The organism is Thomasclavelia saccharogumia DSM 17460, from assembly GCF_000686665.1.
Classification (GTDB): Bacteria; Bacillota_I; Bacilli_A; order Erysipelotrichales; family Coprobacillaceae; genus Thomasclavelia; species Thomasclavelia saccharogumia.
Genome location: NZ_JMLH01000011.1, coordinates 1 through 16011, shown reverse-complemented (window position 1 = coordinate 16011; position 16011 = coordinate 1). Strand labels below are relative to the sequence as shown.

Below are 16011 nucleotides of genomic sequence, written 5' to 3'. Positions count from 1 at the left end.
CAGATTTTTGCTTATTCTGGCTTGTCTGCCTACAACCTGCAAGAACACGGATAGTCAAGGGTGCGTAAGCATTGATTTTACCCTTTACTATCTGGGGGATTGCTGGTACTTCCCAAACCGCCAGAATAAGAAATCACAATTAAAAAACTTATCAAATATAGAAAGAAACGAGGTAAAACAATATGGAAATGAAATATGTCGTGCCAGATATGACACAGTCTTTTGGAACTCTTGAATTTGCAGGCGAAAGCGAGCCAGTCTTTGAAAGAGATAAAAATAACCGCAGGGTCTTAGCCAGACGAAGCTATAACCTTTATTCTGACATACAGAAAGGCGAAAATGTTGTGGTGGAAATTCCTGTGCAGGCTGGCGAAAAGCATTTCAAGTATGAACAGAAAGTAAAACTTGTCAATCCGAAGTTATACGGCAGAGGTTACGCAATCGGGGATATGGGACATACCGATTATGTATTAGTTGCTGATGATATTGTAGCAGTTGAAGAAAAGTAAAGGAGTGAAGAATTTATGAGATTATCAAACGGGTTTGTTATTGACAAAGAGAAAACATTTGGAGAATTAAAGTTTACAGCGGTACGTGATGTGTTCTTGCAGAATGAGGACGGGACACCGAGTACCCAGCTTAAAAAGCGTATCTATGATTTGAAGTGCAGTCTGCACGGTGGAATTATCCCCGTGTCTGTACCGCCAGAAGTACCGTTAAGGGAATTTCCTTACAATGCAGTTGTGGAGCTTGTCAATCCAGTAGCCGATACGGTATCAAGAAAAACCTATACGGGTGCAGATGTGGACTGGTATGTAAAGGCAGAGGATATTGTGTTGAAGAATAAAGGCAACCAGAACGCAGGTAGCCCACAGAACCCTACACCGCAGGGACAGCCGAAGAAATAAAAGTGATGTATTTGTCTTAATTTTGATTGACACGAACAATGCGGAGTGATATATTTATCTCATAAAGATACAAAAACATCTCATTTGAAAGGAGAGATAAATATGTCAAAGAAACAAATTAAAAAAATTATTTTTATGGGGGTAGGGTGTGCTTTATTGCTTATTGTTGGTACAATCTACTCCCTATTATACAATGATGGACGCTGGGTCAAAAATATGGATATGTCGGAATATGTATTTTCTTACAAGGATATTCCTATGTTAGTAATTGGAGCTTTAATAGCACTATATGCTATCTATATAGTAATTATCTGCTTTAAAAATGTCTTTTCAAAAAACAGCAGGGAAAAACGATATTCAAGAACAATTTCTCCTTACTGGGGATTTTGTGGAATGTTTGGTTTTCTGGGGTTTGGCGGATTTTGGACATACTATAAATTTGGAGAAATATTTCCTTTTGCTTTTTTCATATTTTTTGGTTTTTTCAGTTTTTTCTTTGAAGGTAAACTTTCTCATATCTTAGAAGATGAGCTTTTTCAAGAAAATAAACGTAAGGCACAATTAGAAGCCTACAAGATAGGTTTTAAACTATTATTTGTAGTTATCTGGCTTATGGCAATAGGTATGTTTTCCCGTAATGTTGAGTGGTGTGCAATATTTATGCTGATTTCTGTTTCACTTATCTATGCTCTTGTTCTTTTTCTTAGCAACTATTTATTATATCGTTATGAAAAAAGGGAATAAATTATGGAAGCAAAGTTTGTATGTAATTTAAAAAAATATCGTGTAGCACAAGAATTAACACAAGAACAACTCGCTGACATTGTAGGTGTTCGTCGTGAAACTATTATGAGATTAGAAAAAGCACAATATAATCCGTCACTTAAATTGGCAATAGATATTTCAAGAGCTGTAAAAGCTCCGATAGAAGATATATTTATTTTTGAATAAAGACAGTTTAAAGCAGTTAGTCTTAGGATTGACTGCTTTTTTCATATCCAGAAAGGAGTGATTGATTTATGCGTAAGATTTGTAACAAAGGACACCGTATCAGAGCCAGCGACAAGCAACTTGTCTATCACTTTTCCATAGGGACGCTTCTGTTTGTATTCGTAGCGGTTCTTTTGCTACTGAATACGAAACAGCTCATGCGTACCGATTGGGAGCATTTCAGCTTGTTAGAGAACGGCTTGACGCTCTCCCCTTACAACTTCATAACCATACTGATAGCGACTGGTGTTTGTGCATTGGTCGCTTTTCTGTATTACCGCTTCTGTTACGATAGTTTCAAGAAGCTCCTGCACCGTCAAAAGCTGGCAAGAATGATACTGGAAAATAAGTGGTATGAAGCCGATACCGTACAAGACAGCGGTTTTTTTACTGACCTGCAAAGCAGATCAAGAGAAAAAATCGTCTGGTTTCCAAAGATTTACTATCAAATGGAAAAGGGACTGCTTCATATCCGCTGTGAAATCACGCTGGGGAAATATCAAGACCAGCTTTTACGGTTAGAGGATAAATTGGAAAGTGGCTTGTATTGTGAGCTGACCGACAAGACCCTGCATGACGGCTATATCGAATATACCCTGCTTTATGATATGATAGCAAATCGCATTACCATTGATGAAGTACGGGCAGAAAACGGCTGTCTTAGACTGATGAAAAATCTTGTCTGGGAATATGACGCACTCCCCCACGCTCTGATTGCTGGTGGGACGGGTGGTGGTAAAACTTATTTTCTGATGACGCTCATTGAAGCCTTACTGCATACTAACGCTGTCCTTTATATCTTAGACCCGAAGAACGCTGACCTTGCAGACTTAGGGACAGTTATGGGAAATGTGTATCACACCAAAGAAGAAATGATAGATTGCGTCAATGCCTTTTATGAGGGCATGGTACAGCGAAGTGAGGAAATGAAGCGACACCCGAACTATAAGACGGGCAAAAACTACGCCTATCTGGGACTGCCACCCTGCTTTCTTATCTTTGATGAATATGTGGCATTTTTTGAAATGCTGGGGACAAAAGAAAGCGTGAGCTTACTTAGCCAGTTAAAGAAAATCGTTATGTTAGGGCGACAAGCAGGTTATTTCCTTATCGTCGCCTGCCAGCGTCCAGACGCAAAGTATTTTTCAGACGGTATCAGAGATAACTTCAATTTCCGTGTGGGACTTGGGCGTATCAGCGAATTAGGATATGGTATGCTGTTCGGTTCAGATGTTAAAAAGCAGTTTTTTCAGAAGCGTATCAAGGGGCGTGGCTATTGTGATGTGGGAACAAGCGTGATAAGCGAATTTTACACGCCCTTAGTCTCGAAAGGACATGATTTTTTGCAGACTATCGGTTCTCTTGCACAAGCAAGGCAGGACGGGACGGCGACGTGCGAAGCGAAAGGCGACGGCACGGACTAGCCGTTGCTGGTGTGGCGTAAGCCACGCCAGCAGGTAAAACCCCTCGGTATCTAACAGAGGGGTACGTTTGCAAATAGACAATAGACAAAAAACATAGGAAACATAAGGCTTCTGGCATGATTTTCTAACAAAAATCGGCTGTGAAGTCGCCTTAAAAAACTTCACACTTTACAGATTGGGGGTATGGTTCTGAATGAAGAACAATGGATAAAAGAATTACGGGAGAAGCGGATTGCTTACGGTATCTCACAAGGCAGACTGGCGGTGGCTTCTGGTATCACAAGGGAATATCTCAACAAGATAGAAAGTGGAAAAATGAAGCCGTCAAAGGAACTTCTGGAAACTCTGTATAAAGAACTGGCAAGGTTCAATCCAGAAGCACCGCTTACCATGCTGTTTGATTATGTGAAAATTCGTTTTCCCACGCTGGATATACAGCACATCATCAAAGATATATTAAAACTGAATATCAATTATATGCTCCATGAAGATTACGGACATTACAGCTATACGGAGCATTATTCTTTAGGGGACATCTTTATCTATACGTCGGCTGACGAGGAAAAAGGTGTCCTTTTAGAGTTAAAGGGGCGTGGTTGCAGGCAGTTTGAAAGTTACCTGCTGGCACAGCAAAGAAGCTGGTATGACTTCCTCATGGACGCATTGGTAGACGGTGGCGTGATGAAGCGTATCGACCTTGCTATCAACGACCATACGGGCATTTTGGATATTCCAGAGCTTGCGGAAAAATGCAGGAAACGGGAATATATCGGAAAGTCCAGAAGTTATAAGTTTTACCAGTCGGGCGAGCTTATCAAGCACAGAGAGGACGACAGAGAATATATGGGACGCACCCTTTATCTTGGTTCGCTGAAATCAGATGTGTATTTCTGTATCTATGAAAAGGACTATGAGCAGTACGTCAAGCTGGGGACACCGCTGGAAGAAGCTGATATTATCAACCGTTTTGAGATACGGCTTCGCAATGAACGTGCCTATTATGCAGTACGGGATTTGCTGACCTATTATGACGCAGAGCAGACCGCCTTTTCTATCATCAACCAGTATGTGCGGTTTGTTGATGAAGAACCAGACAAGCGGAAAAATGACTGGAAACTCAATGACCGCTGGGCTTGGTTTATCGGCGATAACAGACAGAGCTTGAAGCTGACGACAAAGCCAGAGCCTTACACCTTAGACCGTACATTGCGTTGGGTACAAAGGCAGGTAGCACCGACCTTGAAAATGCTGAAAAGAATTGATAAGGGAAACGGTACAGACTACATGGAAACAATCGAACAGCAGGCAAAGCTCACAGAAAAACATGAAATGATAATCAAACAGCAGACGACCCCTGCAAAAGATTTGGTGGAAAGTTAGGAGTGATAAAAAATGTGGATATTATTAAAAGACTTCCTGCTGGTATCTCTGGGAATGGGTATCGGCATAGTCTTGATGTGTATTTTGACTGTCGGCAAAGAAGCTGACTGTGAAATGAAACAATTAGAAGAAAGAGAGGACAAATAACATGAATTTCGGAAACAATTTGTATCAATGGTTTTTATCAAACGCACAGAGCTTGGTGCTTATGGCGATTGTGGTTATCGGTATCTACTTAGGGTTCAAGCGTGAGTTTTCCAAACTTATCGGCTTCTTGGTAGTTGCCTTGATTGCTGTCGGTTTGGTATTTAACGCCGGCGGTGTGAAAGATGTACTGTTAGAGCTATTCAACAAGATTATCGGTGCATAAATTTTTATTGTGATGTTGTTAATGGGGTGATATAATATGGATATAAAAATACAACTTTAGGAAGTGATATTTTATGTTAGGATTTAGTATAATGATGTGGTTTGTTTCTGCTATCCTTATATTCGTGAGTATTTCTTTATTAAAGGGAAATTACTCTTTTGTTCATGGTAAAGTATTTGATACTACTGATAACAAAAAAGGATATGCAAAAGAATTAGGAAAACCTGTTTTATTCGTAGGGATTGGTATTTTAGTATCTGGGGTAATTGCGATTATAGTAAAAAATCATTCTATTCCTACCGCAGTTTTTTTCTTGGCAATTATAGCTGGTATTGCTGGACTATGGCTACACAAAATACAAAAAAACTTCCGAAAATTTTAGTTTACAAATTTATATTTATATGCAAAGCAGTTGGTCTTAGGATTGACTGCTTTTTTCTTACCTAAAATTTCAGATTGGAGTGATTACATGAACGATATTTTTAAGGATATGCAGGCAAAAGTCGGCTGTGAATACATTTCCGACCTGCCCTCTTACAAGCGTAAGGTGTGGCAGGAAATGAAACGGTTGAACCCTGCCGATTATGAAGAAAAACAGTTAGAAGATTTTTCAAAGTATGTGTTTGGTATGTCGTACCAGAGCTTAAAAGATGTGATGAAACAACAGAAAGGACGTGAGGAACAATGCAGGAAACAAGGGTGCTGGTGGAAACGAGAGGAACAACTGGCAAAGAAACAACATCATACTGGTTCGACCTGCCGATAGATGTTGCAGAGTTTGAAGAAAAGTTAGGTGTCGGTGCAGAAAGTCAAGATTACCGCATTATCGAAAAGGTACTGCCCTTTGCTGATGAAGTCCACGAACATACAAGCGTGTACCAGCTCAACGAACTAGATTTTATGTACCGCCAGCTTTCAAGCGATATGCAGGAAGAATATACAGCACTTCTTACCGTGTATGAAAACTTAGAAGCACTTTATATTTGCAGAAACGTGATTACGGTTTATCCCGACTGCAAAAGCATGATAGATGTTGCAAGGCAAAAGCTGATGAATGACCCGACATTCAAGCATTTATCCGAGGACTGTCAAGAATATTACTTTGACTTTGAAGCCTATGCTTCTCACTTGCAGGAACACGGGAAATTTTTAGTAACAGAACACGGTATCTTTGAACTGCCAGAGTAGGAAATGAGGTGGTGCTTATGATTGATGATATGGCGGTTTATATTGCTAATCTTGGCAAATACAATGAGGGCTATTTAGTCGGTGCTTGGTTCACTTTTCCTATTGACGAGGAAGATGTGAAAGAAAAAATCGGCTTGAATGAACAGTATGAGGAATACGCAATCCATGATACCGACAACTTCCCCATTGCGATTGGCGAGTATGTTTCCATTGAAGAACTCAATGAGATGTATGAAATCATAGAGGAACTTCCTGACTATATCGTAGAGTGTCTGGACGAATTTATCAGCCACTACGGGACGCTGGAAGAAGTCGTGGAACACAAGGACGATATTTATTATTATCCCGACTGTGAAACCATGACAGACGTTGCCTACTACTACATAGACGAATTGCAGGCACTTGGGGACATTCCACCCAGCTTACAGAACTACATTGACTATGAAGCCTACGGGCGAGATTTGGATATGGGTGGTTGCTTTATTGAAACAAGCCGAGGTATGTGCGAGATACCATATTAACGCTGGAAGATCAGCGACAAGCATGGTTGCTACTGACAGCGTATTTCTCTTTAAGGGACAGTCTGAAACATGGCTGTCCTTTCCATTTAGAAACTTACGAAAGGAGCTGAAAGAACTTGAAAAAGATTAAATCTTATACGGGTATCTGGAACGTGGAAAAAGTCTTGTATGCAATCAATGACTTTAACTTACCCTTTCCCGTTACCTTTACACAGATTACATGGTTTGTGATTACGGAATTTATCATCATTCTGTTTGGGGATATTCCCCCACTTTCCATGATTGAGGGAGCATTTCTCAAATACTTTGGTATTCCCGTTGCTCTCACTTGGTTCATGTCGCAGAAAACCTTTGACGGAAAGAAGCCGTACAGCTTTTTGAAATCACAGATAACCTATGCCCTGCGACCGAAAATCACTTATGCAGGAAAAGCCGTAAAACTGCATAAGCAGACCTTGAATGAAACAATCACGGCAGTAAGGAGTGTGAACTATGTTCCCGATAAAATATATTGACAATAACCTTGTCTGGAACAAGGACAATGAGGTATTCGCCTACTATGAGCTGATACCGTACAACTATTCTTTCTTATCCGCAGAGCAGAAATTTATCGTGCATGACAGTTTCAGACAGCTCATTGCACAGTCCCGTGAGGGTAAAATTCATGCGTTGCAGATTGCCACAGAAAGCTCCATACGAAGTATGCAGGAGCAGTCAAAGAAACTGGTAACGGGAAAATTAAAGGAAGTTGCCTACCAGAAGATAGACGAACAGACCGAAGCGTTAGTATCTATGATTGGGGACAATCAAGTGGACTACCGCTTTTTTCTTGGCTTTAAGCTCATGGTTACAGAAGAACAGCTTAATCTGAAGAACATCAAAAAATCGGCGTGGCTGACATTCAAGGAATTTCTCCATGAAGTAAACCACACGCTGATGAATGACTTTGTTTCCATGCCGAATGATGAAATCAACCGTTACATGAAAATGGAAAAGTTACTGGAAAATAAAATCTCCCGTCGCTTTAAGGTGCGTCGCTTGGAAATCCATGATTTTGGGTATCTCATGGAACATCTTTACGGCAGGGACGGTATCGCCTATGAAGATTATGAGTACCAGCTACCAAAGAAGAAATACAAGAAAGAAACGCTGATAAAGTATTATGACATTATCCGTCCGACAAGGTGTATGATTGAAGAAAGTCAGCGATATTTACGCTTGGAGCATGAGGACAGGGAAAGCTATGTGTCCTATTTTACCGTCAATGCGATTGTGGGCGAGCTTGATTTTCCGTCCTCTGAAATCTTCTATTTCCAGCAACAGCAGTTTACGTTCCCCGTTGATACTTCTATGAATGTAGAAATCGTGGAGAACAGAAAGGCTCTTAGCACCGTAAGAAATAAGAAAAAGGAATTGAAAGACCTTGACAATCACGCTTATCAAGCTGGAAGTGAAACAAGCTCAAATGTGGTGGACGCTTTAGACAGCGTGGACGAGCTGGAAACGGATTTAGACCAGAGCAAAGAAAGTATGTATAAGTTAAGCTACGTCATACGGGTGTCTGCACCCGATCTTGACGAGCTGAAACGCCGTTGTGATGAAGTCAAGGACTTTTACGACGACCTCAATGTAAAACTGGTGCGTCCTGCTGGCGATATGCTGGGGCTTCATTCTGAATTTTTACCTGCCAGCAAACGATATATCAATGACTATGTGCAGTATGTAAAATCAGACTTCTTGGCAGGGCTTGGTTTTGGTGCGACCCAGCAGTTAGGAGAAAACACGGGTATCTATATAGGCTATTCCGTTGATACGGGAAGAAATGTGTACCTGCAACCGTCTTTAGCTTCGCAGGGCGTAAAAGGCACAGTTACAAATGCCCTTGCTTCTGCTTTTGTCGGTTCGCTTGGCGGTGGAAAGTCGTTCTGCAACAATCTTCTGGTATATTATGCGGTGCTGTTTGGCGGTCAAGCAGTCATTTTAGACCCCAAAGCCGAGAGAGGCAACTGGAAAGAAACGCTCCCAGAAATCGCCCATGAAATCAATATCGTAAACCTTACCAGCGACAAGGACAATGCAGGGCTTCTTGACCCATTTGTGATTATGAAGAATGTAAAAGACGCTGAAAGTCTGGCAATCGACATCTTGACATTCCTTACTGGTATTTCCTCTAGGGACGGCGAAAAATTCCCCGTGCTTCGTAAAGCGGTACGCTCCGTAACCCAGAGCGACAGTCGGGGCTTGCTCCATGTGATAGACGAGCTACGCCGTGAAGATACGCCCATATCAAGAAATATCGCAGAACATATCGACAGCTTCACGGACTACGACTTTGCACATCTGCTGTTTTCAGACGGTACGGTGGAAAATGCAATCAGTCTGGATAATCAGCTCAATATCATTCAAGTAGCGGACTTAGTATTACCAGATAAGGATACAACATTTGAGGAATACACGACCATTGAATTATTGTCGGTGTCTATGCTGATTGTGATTAGTACCTTTGCCCTTGATTTTATCCATTCAGACAGAAGCATTTTTAAGATTGTGGATTTAGACGAAGCATGGGCGTTCTTAAATGTGGCACAAGGCGAAACCTTATCAAATAAGCTGGTTCGTGCTGGACGAGCTATGCAGGCAGGCGTCTATTTTGTTACACAATCTTCTGGCGACGTGTCAAAGGAAAGTCTGAAAAACAATATCGGCTTGAAATTCGCTTTCCGTTCTACTGACATCAACGAGATAAAACAGACCTTAGAATTTTTCGGTATCGACAAGGACGACGAGAACAACCAGAAACGCTTGCGTGATTTGGAGAACGGACAATGCTTATTGCAGGACTTATACGGGCGTGTCGGTGTAGTACAGATACACCCAGTCTTTGAAGAATTACTACACGCCTTTGATACCAGACCGCCCGTACAGAGAAATGAGGTGGAGTGATGAAAGAAAGGATAAAAGGTGCGTTCACAAAAAAGAAGATTTTCCACTTTCTCAAAATGGCTCTGTTCGTGGTGGCACTTTCCCTTATCCTGCTTTCACTTCTGGGGACGGTGGCTCATGCGACGGGACTGGTGGACGATACCATAAACGCAGAAAATCTTTACTCAAAATATCCCCTTTCCAACTACCAGCTTGATTTTTATGTGGATAATAGCTGGTCGTGGTTGCCGTGGAACTGGCTGGACGGTATCGGAAAATCGGTACAGTACGGGCTTTACTGCATTACCAACTTTGTCTGGACGATAAGCCTTTATTTAAGCAATGCAACGGGCTATGTGGTGCAGGAAGCCTACAAACTTGATTTTATTAACGATATGGCAGACAGTATCGGAAAAAGCATACAGACCCTTGCAGGCGTTACCGAGAATGGCTTTGGGAGTACGGGGTTTTATGTAGGTTCTCTATTACTGATAATTTTAATCATTGGTATTTATGTTGCCTATACGGGACTGATAAAACGGGAAACCAGCAAGGCACTTCACGCTGTTATCAACTTTGTTGTGGTGTTCGTGCTGTCCGCTTCGTTTATTGCCTATGCTCCCGACTACATCAAGAAGATAAATGAATTTTCATCAGACATCAGTACCGCTTCGCTTGACTTGGGAACAAAAATCATGCTCCCTAATTCTGACAGCGAGGGCAAGGACAGCGTGGAATTGATACGGAACAGCCTATTTTCTATTCAAGTGGAACAGCCGTGGCTACTTCTGCAATTCGGGAATAGTAACGCAGAGGAAATCGGGACAGACCGTGTGGAAGCTCTCGTATCAGCAAGCCCAGAGGACGAGGACGGAAAGACCAGAGAGGAAGTCGTGAAAACAGAAATCGAGGATAACGACAACAACAATCTGACGATACCGCAGGTGGTAAATCGTTTGGGTATGGTGTTTTTCCTCTTGTTCTTCAACTTAGGTATCACGATATTTGTATTCTTGCTTACGGGCATGATGTTGTTTAGCCAGATACTTTTTATTATCTTTGCAATGTTTTTACCTATCAGCTTTTTACTATCCATGATACCGAGCTATGAAAGCATGGCAAAGCAGGCAATCGTAAGGGTATTTAATACCATAATGACACGGGCAGGAATAACGCTCATTGTAACGGTGGCATTTAGCATTTCCAGTATGTTTTACAACATTTCCACGGACTATCCGTTTTTCATGGTGGCGTTCTTACAGATAGTGTGTTTCGCTGGTATCTACATGAAGCTGGGCGATTTAATGAGTATGTTCTCACTTAATGCTGGCGACAGTCAAAGCATTGGGCGAAGAATTTTCCGCAGACCGTATCTGTTTATGCGACATAGGGCTAGGCGTATGGAACACCGTATTGCAAGGGCGGTAAGTGCTGGCGGTATTTCGGGTGGTGTGGCTGGTGCGGTAGCTGGAAGTGCCGTTGCTGGCAAGAGAGCCGAAAGAAAAAATACGGCTTCTAAAGAAAATCGGGGCAATACCACTTCCAGCATGGGACAGCGAGCAGGCTCAAAGGTGGGTGCTGTCTTAGATACAAAAAATAAAGTGAAAGACAAAGCAAACGCTGTCAAAGAAAATATCAAGGATATGCCGACACAGACCGCTTATGCGGTGTATTCGGCAAAGGAAAAGGCAAAGTCCAGCGTGTCCGACTTCAAGCGTGGCATGGTTCAGGAACAGCAGTCCAGACAGACGGGACGATTGGAAAAGCAGGAACAGCATAGACAAAATATCGCTGACAAACGTATGGAGCTTCAAAAGGCACAAGAAGCAAGGCAGGCACAGCGAAAGGCTGACGGATCAGCGACAACGGGAGCTACCCGTGCCCATGAGCGACCAGCCACAGCTTCAACTATTCCAAAGTCGAGTGCGGAAAAAACGCAAGAAGTCAAACGCCCTGCCACAGCGACCATTTCAAAAGCTAGTGAGCCAGTCAAGACAACTGTTATCAAAGAGCGTCCGTTATCTTCTGGTGCTTCTGATAGAAAAGCGACCCAGCCTACACAGACAGTACATAGGCAGAATATAGAAAAAGTGGTATCGCAGGAAACACGCCAGAATTACACAAAAGACCGCAGGACAAAGGTTCAGCAGACCCAGAACGTCCAGAAGAACCAGCAGACCATAGAGAAAACCCGTAACCTTGTAACGAAGAAAGGACAGAAGAAAAAATGAAACTGAAACATATCGCTCTCATTGGCAGTCTGTTTCCTATCCTCTTTTCTCTGGTACTTTTCTTTGGTGTCCTCATTAGTGCAGACAGCGACGACGAGAACAGCAATTTTTCTTCTGGCATTACGGGTATGAACTTATCCGCAGAAGTCTTGAAACATCAGCCTATGGTGGAAAAATATGCCAAAGAATACGACATTTCCGAGTATGTCAATGTGCTATTGGCTATCATTCAAGTAGAAAGTGGTGGTACGGCAGAAGATGTTATGCAGAGTTCGGAAAGTCTGGGACTACCGCCCAACTCTTTAGATACGGAAAGCTCAATCAAGCAGGGGTGTAAGTACTTTGCGTCCCTGCTTTCTTCATGCAAAAATCAAGGTATCGACGACTTGAATGTAGCGATACAGTCCTATAACTATGGCGATGGCTATGTGGGATATGTGGCAGGAAAAGGGAAAAAACACACCTTTAACCTTGCAGAGAGCTTCGCCCGTGAGAAATCGGGTGGAAAGAAAGTAACCTACACCAACCCGATAGCCGTTGCGAAGAATGGGGGCTGGCGGTATGGCTATGGAAATATGTTCTATGTGGAATTAGTCAATCAATATCTGACCGTGGCACACTTTGATAATGCGACGGCACAAGCGATTATGAATGAAGCGTTGAAATATCAAGGCTGGAAGTATGTATATGGTGGCAATAACCCGAACACTTCTTTTGACTGTTCGGGACTAACGCAATGGTGCTATGGAAAAGCTGGTATCTCCTTACCGAGAACAGCACAAGCACAGTATGACGCTACCCAACATCTTCCACTCTCGCAGGCAAAGGCTGGGGACTTGGTATTTTTCCATTCCACCTATAACGCTGGAAGTTATGTAACACACGTCGGTATTCTTGTTTCGCCGACACAGATGTACCACGCAGGCGACCCGATAGGATATGCAGACCTAAGCAGTAGTTACTGGCAACAGCACTTAATCGGTGCAGGACGAGTAAAACAATAGAAAGGACTTGAAAAATATGTTTAAGAAGAATAAGAAACAGACAGAAAATGTCAAAGAAAAAAAGGTGCGTACTGTTAAGGTAGGCACACATAAGAAAACCGTGATTGCGTTGTGGGTAGTGCTTATCGCAAGTGTGAGCTTTGGAGTGTATAAGAATTTTACGGCTATCGACCAGCACACCACCCATGAAAAAGAAATCATAGAGCTTCGCTTGCAGGACACCAACGGGATAGAAAATTTCGTGAAGAACTTTGCGAAGTCCTATTATACATGGAGCAACAGCAAAGAAGCGATTGAAGCAAGGACGCAGGCAATCAGCGGTTATCTGACAAAGGAATTGCAGGACTTGAATGTAGATACCATTAGAACCGATATACCGACCAGCTCCACAGTTACAGATGTGATTGTGTGGAGTATCGAACAGTCGGGGGCGGACACTTTTTCTACTACCTACGAAGTAGATCAGCAGATAAAAGAGGGAGAACAGACAACAGCGGTCAAGGCAACCTATACGGTAAAAGTCCATGTGGACGCTGACGGGGATATGGTAATCGTTCAGAACCCTACCCTTGCACCAGCAATCGAAAAATCAGACTATGAGCCAAAGACACCAGAAACAGACGCAAGCGTAGACGCTGATACGGTAAACGACGCTACCGCATTTCTGGAAACATTCTTTAAGCTCTACCCAACAGCCACAGAAAAAGAGCTTGCTTACTATGTATCTGGAAATGTACTTGAACCTATCGGCAGGGACTATCTTTATTCTGAATTGGTAAACCCTATCTTTACAAAGGACGGGGACAATGTGAAAGTCAAGGTTGCCGTGAAATTCCTTGATAATCAGACAAAGGCGACGCAGGTGTCGCAGTATGAGCTTGTGTTACATAAAGATAGTAACTGGAAGATTGTAGATTGATAAGCATGTGGTAGTGATTAAATTAGTCACTACCACTATTTTAAAAGTCTATTGACATTGTGATTATTGGGGAATATAATAAAGAAAAAGTCATTTAGAAAAAAATCGAAATGTAGATGTGGTGATAATTATGAGCCTACCTAATGTATTTAAAGCATTAAGCGACCCTATTCGCAGAGATATATTGATGATGTTGAAAAAAAAGGGCGAAATGTCAGCAGGAGATATAGCTTCCGAATTTGATTTATCTAATGCAACTATTTCGTATCATTTATCCTTATTAAAAAAAGCTGATTTGATATTTGAAAATAGACAGCAGAAATATATATATTACAAAATCAATGTTTCCGTATTTGAGGATATTGTCCTTTGGTGCATGCAATTTAATGAAGGAGCTGGTAAAAATGATGAGTAAAGAAAGAAGAACACTTTTAATAACTACTTTTATATGTTTATGTTCATTGCTTGTTTATATATCGTTTACTGCTGTTTATCCAGAACCGAAAACGGTTCAGCAAAATTTATATTCAAATATGCTCTTTGTTGGTGGTATCGTTATAAATGTAGTTTTAAATATTGTATTGAATTTTAAAGTATGCAAAACAATGGGAGCTAAGTTTTTAGTTAAATTAGGAAAATGGATTATGCCTTTTACTTCAATTTTTTTAGTGATTGTTTCTATTTATTCCACCATTTATCCAAATTCCTCATTTTCTAATATTGCAACGATTGTTTTTGTTGGCTTGCTATTTATTGTGAGTGGAAACTATTTTCCTAAAAATCATGTAAATAAGTATATAGGTTTAAAATTTCCGTGGTTGCTAAATGATGAAGAAAGTTGGGACAAAACACATAAATTAGCCAGTTATACGTGGATTTTAGCAGGAATTATTTTTATTCTTCAACTTTTTGTAAGTCCTTTAAAGGTTGTGTCCATTCCATTAGTCATTATATTAGTGGGTGTTTTACCACTTATATATTCCCTAATGTTAGTTTATAAAAACAAGAGGAGGTAAAGGAAATGAAAAAACATATTATGATTGGAAGTTTGATTTGTGTTGCAACGGTATTGATTTTTTTAGTATTTTGGGGAAAATTACCTAGTGATGTCCCTATTCATTTTGACAGTAATGGAAATGTAAACTCTGTGCTTCCAAAGACTGCTGTTGTGTTTGGGACACCTGCAATTTGTGCAATACTAAATGTCTTTTCAGGTTTTGCTTTGATGAAAAAGAACGAAGAAAGAACATTTATGTATTATTTAATTCCAGTTATTTCTATTATTGTGGCAGTAGTAATATTGGTGTTGGCATTATAAAGATACTTAGAAATATACAAAATGTAATGATTGAGGAATGGAAGTTTATTTTTTTACTTCTCATTTAGAAAATTTTCTAAATGAGAAGTGATTGAAAGGGGAAATTTCAGTAATATGCTTGAAATAAAAAACTTAACTAAAATATATCCAAATGGAAAAAAAGCGGTATCTGATTTAAGCATAACGATTGAAGATGGCGATTTATACGGTTTTATCGGGAAAAATGGTGCTGGTAAAACCACTACATTAAAAGCGTGTCTTACTATTCACGACTATGATACCGGCGATATTCTTTTAAATGGTGTTTCTATCAAGTCTGCTCCAACAGAATGTAAAAAACTAATGGCGTATGTTCCAGATACTCCTATTCTTGACCCGTACTTAACGGGATTGCAGTATTTGAATTTTATGTGTGATATTTATAGTGTATCAGAAGAAAAACGACAACAGAAAATACCTGCTCTTTCAAAAAAACTAGGAATGTATGAAAAGTTAAATTGTTGATTAGCACATTATATAAACAAAAAAAGACAGGAACAAATCAAATTAAATTAATAAATATAAAAAAACAGCTGAAATAATTTGATAAATTAATATGCAAATTATCTCAGCTGTTTTATTATTATGTTTAAGGAGATCGGCATACAAAAAAAGAAAGGATCATTAGATTGCAGTCCTACCTTCCTTTTTTCCAAAAACATATGTATGTCTTGTACATGATTATGATAACATTTAAAACACTTTCTTTCAACAGTTATTCTCAAAACTCTTATGATAATGATGTAAGATCATTAGATCTTAATAAATTTAAATGTACCTGTGGTTCTACTGGACAT

The 16011-nt window shown here is 40.6% G+C and carries 21 protein-coding genes; all 21 read left to right on the top strand.

Going from position 1 to position 16011, the window contains the following annotated elements:
* Positions 1-182: 182 nt before the first annotated feature.
* The gene (locus BR82_RS0103990) at positions 183-509 is read left to right on the top strand and encodes a YdcP family protein (protein WP_027089109.1); all 327 of its coding nucleotides are present in this window, start codon (positions 183-185) and stop codon (positions 507-509) included.
* A 15-nt stretch (positions 510-524) separates the two neighbouring features.
* Positions 525-908, top strand: coding sequence for a YdcP family protein (locus tag BR82_RS0103985; RefSeq protein ID WP_027089108.1), 384 nt, complete (start codon positions 525-527; stop codon positions 906-908).
* A gap of 102 nt (positions 909-1010) precedes the next feature.
* A complete protein-coding gene (locus BR82_RS0103980; RefSeq protein WP_025579173.1) occupies positions 1011-1652 on the top strand; it encodes a DUF2178 domain-containing protein in 642 nt (213 codons plus the stop codon).
* 3 nt (positions 1653-1655) lie between these two features.
* Positions 1656-1859, top strand: a complete 204-nt coding sequence (locus BR82_RS0103975; protein WP_008787613.1) for a helix-turn-helix transcriptional regulator — start codon at positions 1656-1658, stop codon at positions 1857-1859.
* A 68-nt stretch (positions 1860-1927) separates the two neighbouring features.
* The gene (locus tag BR82_RS0103970; RefSeq protein WP_027089107.1) at positions 1928-3322 is read left to right on the top strand and encodes an FtsK/SpoIIIE domain-containing protein; all 1395 of its coding nucleotides are present in this window, start codon (positions 1928-1930) and stop codon (positions 3320-3322) included.
* Positions 3323-3505: 183 nt separating this feature from the next.
* Positions 3506-4702: a MobT family relaxase gene (gene mobT, locus BR82_RS0103965; RefSeq protein ID WP_004843353.1), complete on the top strand. Its 1197-nt coding sequence runs from the start codon at positions 3506-3508 to the stop codon at positions 4700-4702.
* Between the two features lie 12 nt (positions 4703-4714).
* Positions 4715-4849 (top strand): DUF3789 domain-containing protein, encoded by a 135-nt coding sequence (locus BR82_RS0103960; RefSeq protein ID WP_004843354.1) that lies wholly within the window; start codon positions 4715-4717, stop codon positions 4847-4849.
* A gap of 1 nt (position 4850) precedes the next feature.
* Positions 4851-5072: a hypothetical protein gene (locus BR82_RS0103955; RefSeq protein WP_004843355.1), complete on the top strand. Its 222-nt coding sequence runs from the start codon at positions 4851-4853 to the stop codon at positions 5070-5072.
* A gap of 73 nt (positions 5073-5145) precedes the next feature.
* The gene (locus BR82_RS0103950) at positions 5146-5454 is read left to right on the top strand and encodes a hypothetical protein (RefSeq protein ID WP_004843356.1); all 309 of its coding nucleotides are present in this window, start codon (positions 5146-5148) and stop codon (positions 5452-5454) included.
* 87 nt (positions 5455-5541) lie between these two features.
* Positions 5542-5838, top strand: coding sequence for a hypothetical protein (locus BR82_RS16620; protein ID WP_004843358.1), 297 nt, complete (start codon positions 5542-5544; stop codon positions 5836-5838).
* Positions 5757-6260: an antirestriction protein ArdA gene (locus BR82_RS0103945; protein ID WP_004843359.1), complete on the top strand. Its 504-nt coding sequence runs from the start codon at positions 5757-5759 to the stop codon at positions 6258-6260. The genes BR82_RS16620 and BR82_RS0103945 overlap by 82 nt, the downstream gene beginning before the upstream one ends.
* 17 nt (positions 6261-6277) lie before the next feature.
* On the top strand, positions 6278-6781 hold the full coding sequence (locus BR82_RS0103940; protein ID WP_004843360.1) for an antirestriction protein ArdA: 504 nt from the start codon (positions 6278-6280) through the stop codon (positions 6779-6781).
* A 116-nt stretch (positions 6782-6897) separates the two neighbouring features.
* Positions 6898-7296, top strand: a complete 399-nt coding sequence (locus tag BR82_RS0103930) for a conjugal transfer protein (protein WP_004843362.1) — start codon at positions 6898-6900, stop codon at positions 7294-7296.
* Entirely contained in the window at positions 7274-9724 is a 2451-nt protein-coding gene (tcpF, locus tag BR82_RS0103925) for a conjugal transfer ATPase TcpF (protein ID WP_027089106.1), read from the top strand. Before BR82_RS0103930 ends, tcpF begins: the two co-directional genes overlap by 23 nt.
* Positions 9724-11934 carry a CD3337/EF1877 family mobilome membrane protein gene (locus BR82_RS0103920; protein WP_027089105.1) on the top strand — a complete coding sequence of 737 codons (2211 nt, stop codon included), beginning with the start codon at positions 9724-9726 and terminating at the stop codon, positions 11932-11934. The genes tcpF and BR82_RS0103920 overlap by 1 nt, the downstream gene beginning before the upstream one ends.
* The gene (locus BR82_RS0103915) at positions 11931-12938 is read left to right on the top strand and encodes a bifunctional lytic transglycosylase/C40 family peptidase (protein ID WP_027089104.1); all 1008 of its coding nucleotides are present in this window, start codon (positions 11931-11933) and stop codon (positions 12936-12938) included. Before BR82_RS0103920 ends, BR82_RS0103915 begins: the two co-directional genes overlap by 4 nt.
* A 16-nt stretch (positions 12939-12954) precedes the next feature.
* The gene (locus tag BR82_RS0103910) at positions 12955-13857 is read left to right on the top strand and encodes a conjugal transfer protein (RefSeq protein ID WP_027089103.1); all 903 of its coding nucleotides are present in this window, start codon (positions 12955-12957) and stop codon (positions 13855-13857) included.
* A gap of 130 nt (positions 13858-13987) precedes the next feature.
* Positions 13988-14272 (top strand): autorepressor SdpR family transcription factor, encoded by a 285-nt coding sequence (locus BR82_RS0103905; protein WP_027089102.1) that lies wholly within the window; start codon positions 13988-13990, stop codon positions 14270-14272.
* Positions 14262-14873 carry an SdpI family protein gene (locus tag BR82_RS0103900; protein ID WP_027089101.1) on the top strand — a complete coding sequence of 204 codons (612 nt, stop codon included), beginning with the start codon at positions 14262-14264 and terminating at the stop codon, positions 14871-14873. Before BR82_RS0103905 ends, BR82_RS0103900 begins: the two co-directional genes overlap by 11 nt.
* Before the next feature lie 5 nt (positions 14874-14878).
* Complete coding sequence (locus BR82_RS0103895; protein WP_027089100.1) at positions 14879-15175, top strand: DUF1648 domain-containing protein; 297 nt, start codon at positions 14879-14881, stop codon at positions 15173-15175.
* Positions 15176-15262: 87 nt separating this feature from the next.
* Complete coding sequence (locus tag BR82_RS15100) at positions 15263-15679, top strand: ATP-binding cassette domain-containing protein (RefSeq protein ID WP_240474506.1); 417 nt, start codon at positions 15263-15265, stop codon at positions 15677-15679.
* Positions 15680-16011: the final 332 nt, after the last annotated feature.

Bases quoted from the DNA above. Each gene is read 5' to 3' on its own strand.
- BR82_RS0103990 (WP_027089109.1), top strand. From the start codon at position 183: ATGGAAATGAAATATGTCGTGCCAGATATGACACAGTCTTTTGGAACT.
- BR82_RS0103985 (WP_027089108.1), top strand. From the start codon at position 525: ATGAGATTATCAAACGGGTTTGTTATTGACAAAGAGAAAACATTTGGA.
- BR82_RS0103980 (WP_025579173.1), top strand. From the start codon at position 1,011: ATGTCAAAGAAACAAATTAAAAAAATTATTTTTATGGGGGTAGGGTGT.
- BR82_RS0103975 (WP_008787613.1), top strand. From the start codon at position 1,656: ATGGAAGCAAAGTTTGTATGTAATTTAAAAAAATATCGTGTAGCACAA.
- BR82_RS0103970 (WP_027089107.1), top strand. From the start codon at position 1,928: ATGCGTAAGATTTGTAACAAAGGACACCGTATCAGAGCCAGCGACAAG.
- mobT (WP_004843353.1), top strand. From the start codon at position 3,506: ATGGTTCTGAATGAAGAACAATGGATAAAAGAATTACGGGAGAAGCGG.
- BR82_RS0103960 (WP_004843354.1), top strand. From the start codon at position 4,715: ATGTGGATATTATTAAAAGACTTCCTGCTGGTATCTCTGGGAATGGGT.
- BR82_RS0103955 (WP_004843355.1), top strand. From the start codon at position 4,851: ATGAATTTCGGAAACAATTTGTATCAATGGTTTTTATCAAACGCACAG.
- BR82_RS0103950 (WP_004843356.1), top strand. From the start codon at position 5,146: ATGTTAGGATTTAGTATAATGATGTGGTTTGTTTCTGCTATCCTTATA.
- BR82_RS16620 (WP_004843358.1), top strand. From the start codon at position 5,542: ATGAACGATATTTTTAAGGATATGCAGGCAAAAGTCGGCTGTGAATAC.
- BR82_RS0103945 (WP_004843359.1), top strand. From the start codon at position 5,757: ATGCAGGAAACAAGGGTGCTGGTGGAAACGAGAGGAACAACTGGCAAA.
- BR82_RS0103940 (WP_004843360.1), top strand. From the start codon at position 6,278: ATGATTGATGATATGGCGGTTTATATTGCTAATCTTGGCAAATACAAT.
- tcpF (WP_027089106.1), top strand. From the start codon at position 7,274: ATGTTCCCGATAAAATATATTGACAATAACCTTGTCTGGAACAAGGAC.
- BR82_RS0103920 (WP_027089105.1), top strand. From the start codon at position 9,724: ATGAAAGAAAGGATAAAAGGTGCGTTCACAAAAAAGAAGATTTTCCAC.
- BR82_RS0103915 (WP_027089104.1), top strand. From the start codon at position 11,931: ATGAAACTGAAACATATCGCTCTCATTGGCAGTCTGTTTCCTATCCTC.
- BR82_RS0103910 (WP_027089103.1), top strand. From the start codon at position 12,955: ATGTTTAAGAAGAATAAGAAACAGACAGAAAATGTCAAAGAAAAAAAG.
- BR82_RS0103905 (WP_027089102.1), top strand. From the start codon at position 13,988: ATGAGCCTACCTAATGTATTTAAAGCATTAAGCGACCCTATTCGCAGA.
- BR82_RS0103900 (WP_027089101.1), top strand. From the start codon at position 14,262: ATGATGAGTAAAGAAAGAAGAACACTTTTAATAACTACTTTTATATGT.
- BR82_RS0103895 (WP_027089100.1), top strand. From the start codon at position 14,879: ATGAAAAAACATATTATGATTGGAAGTTTGATTTGTGTTGCAACGGTA.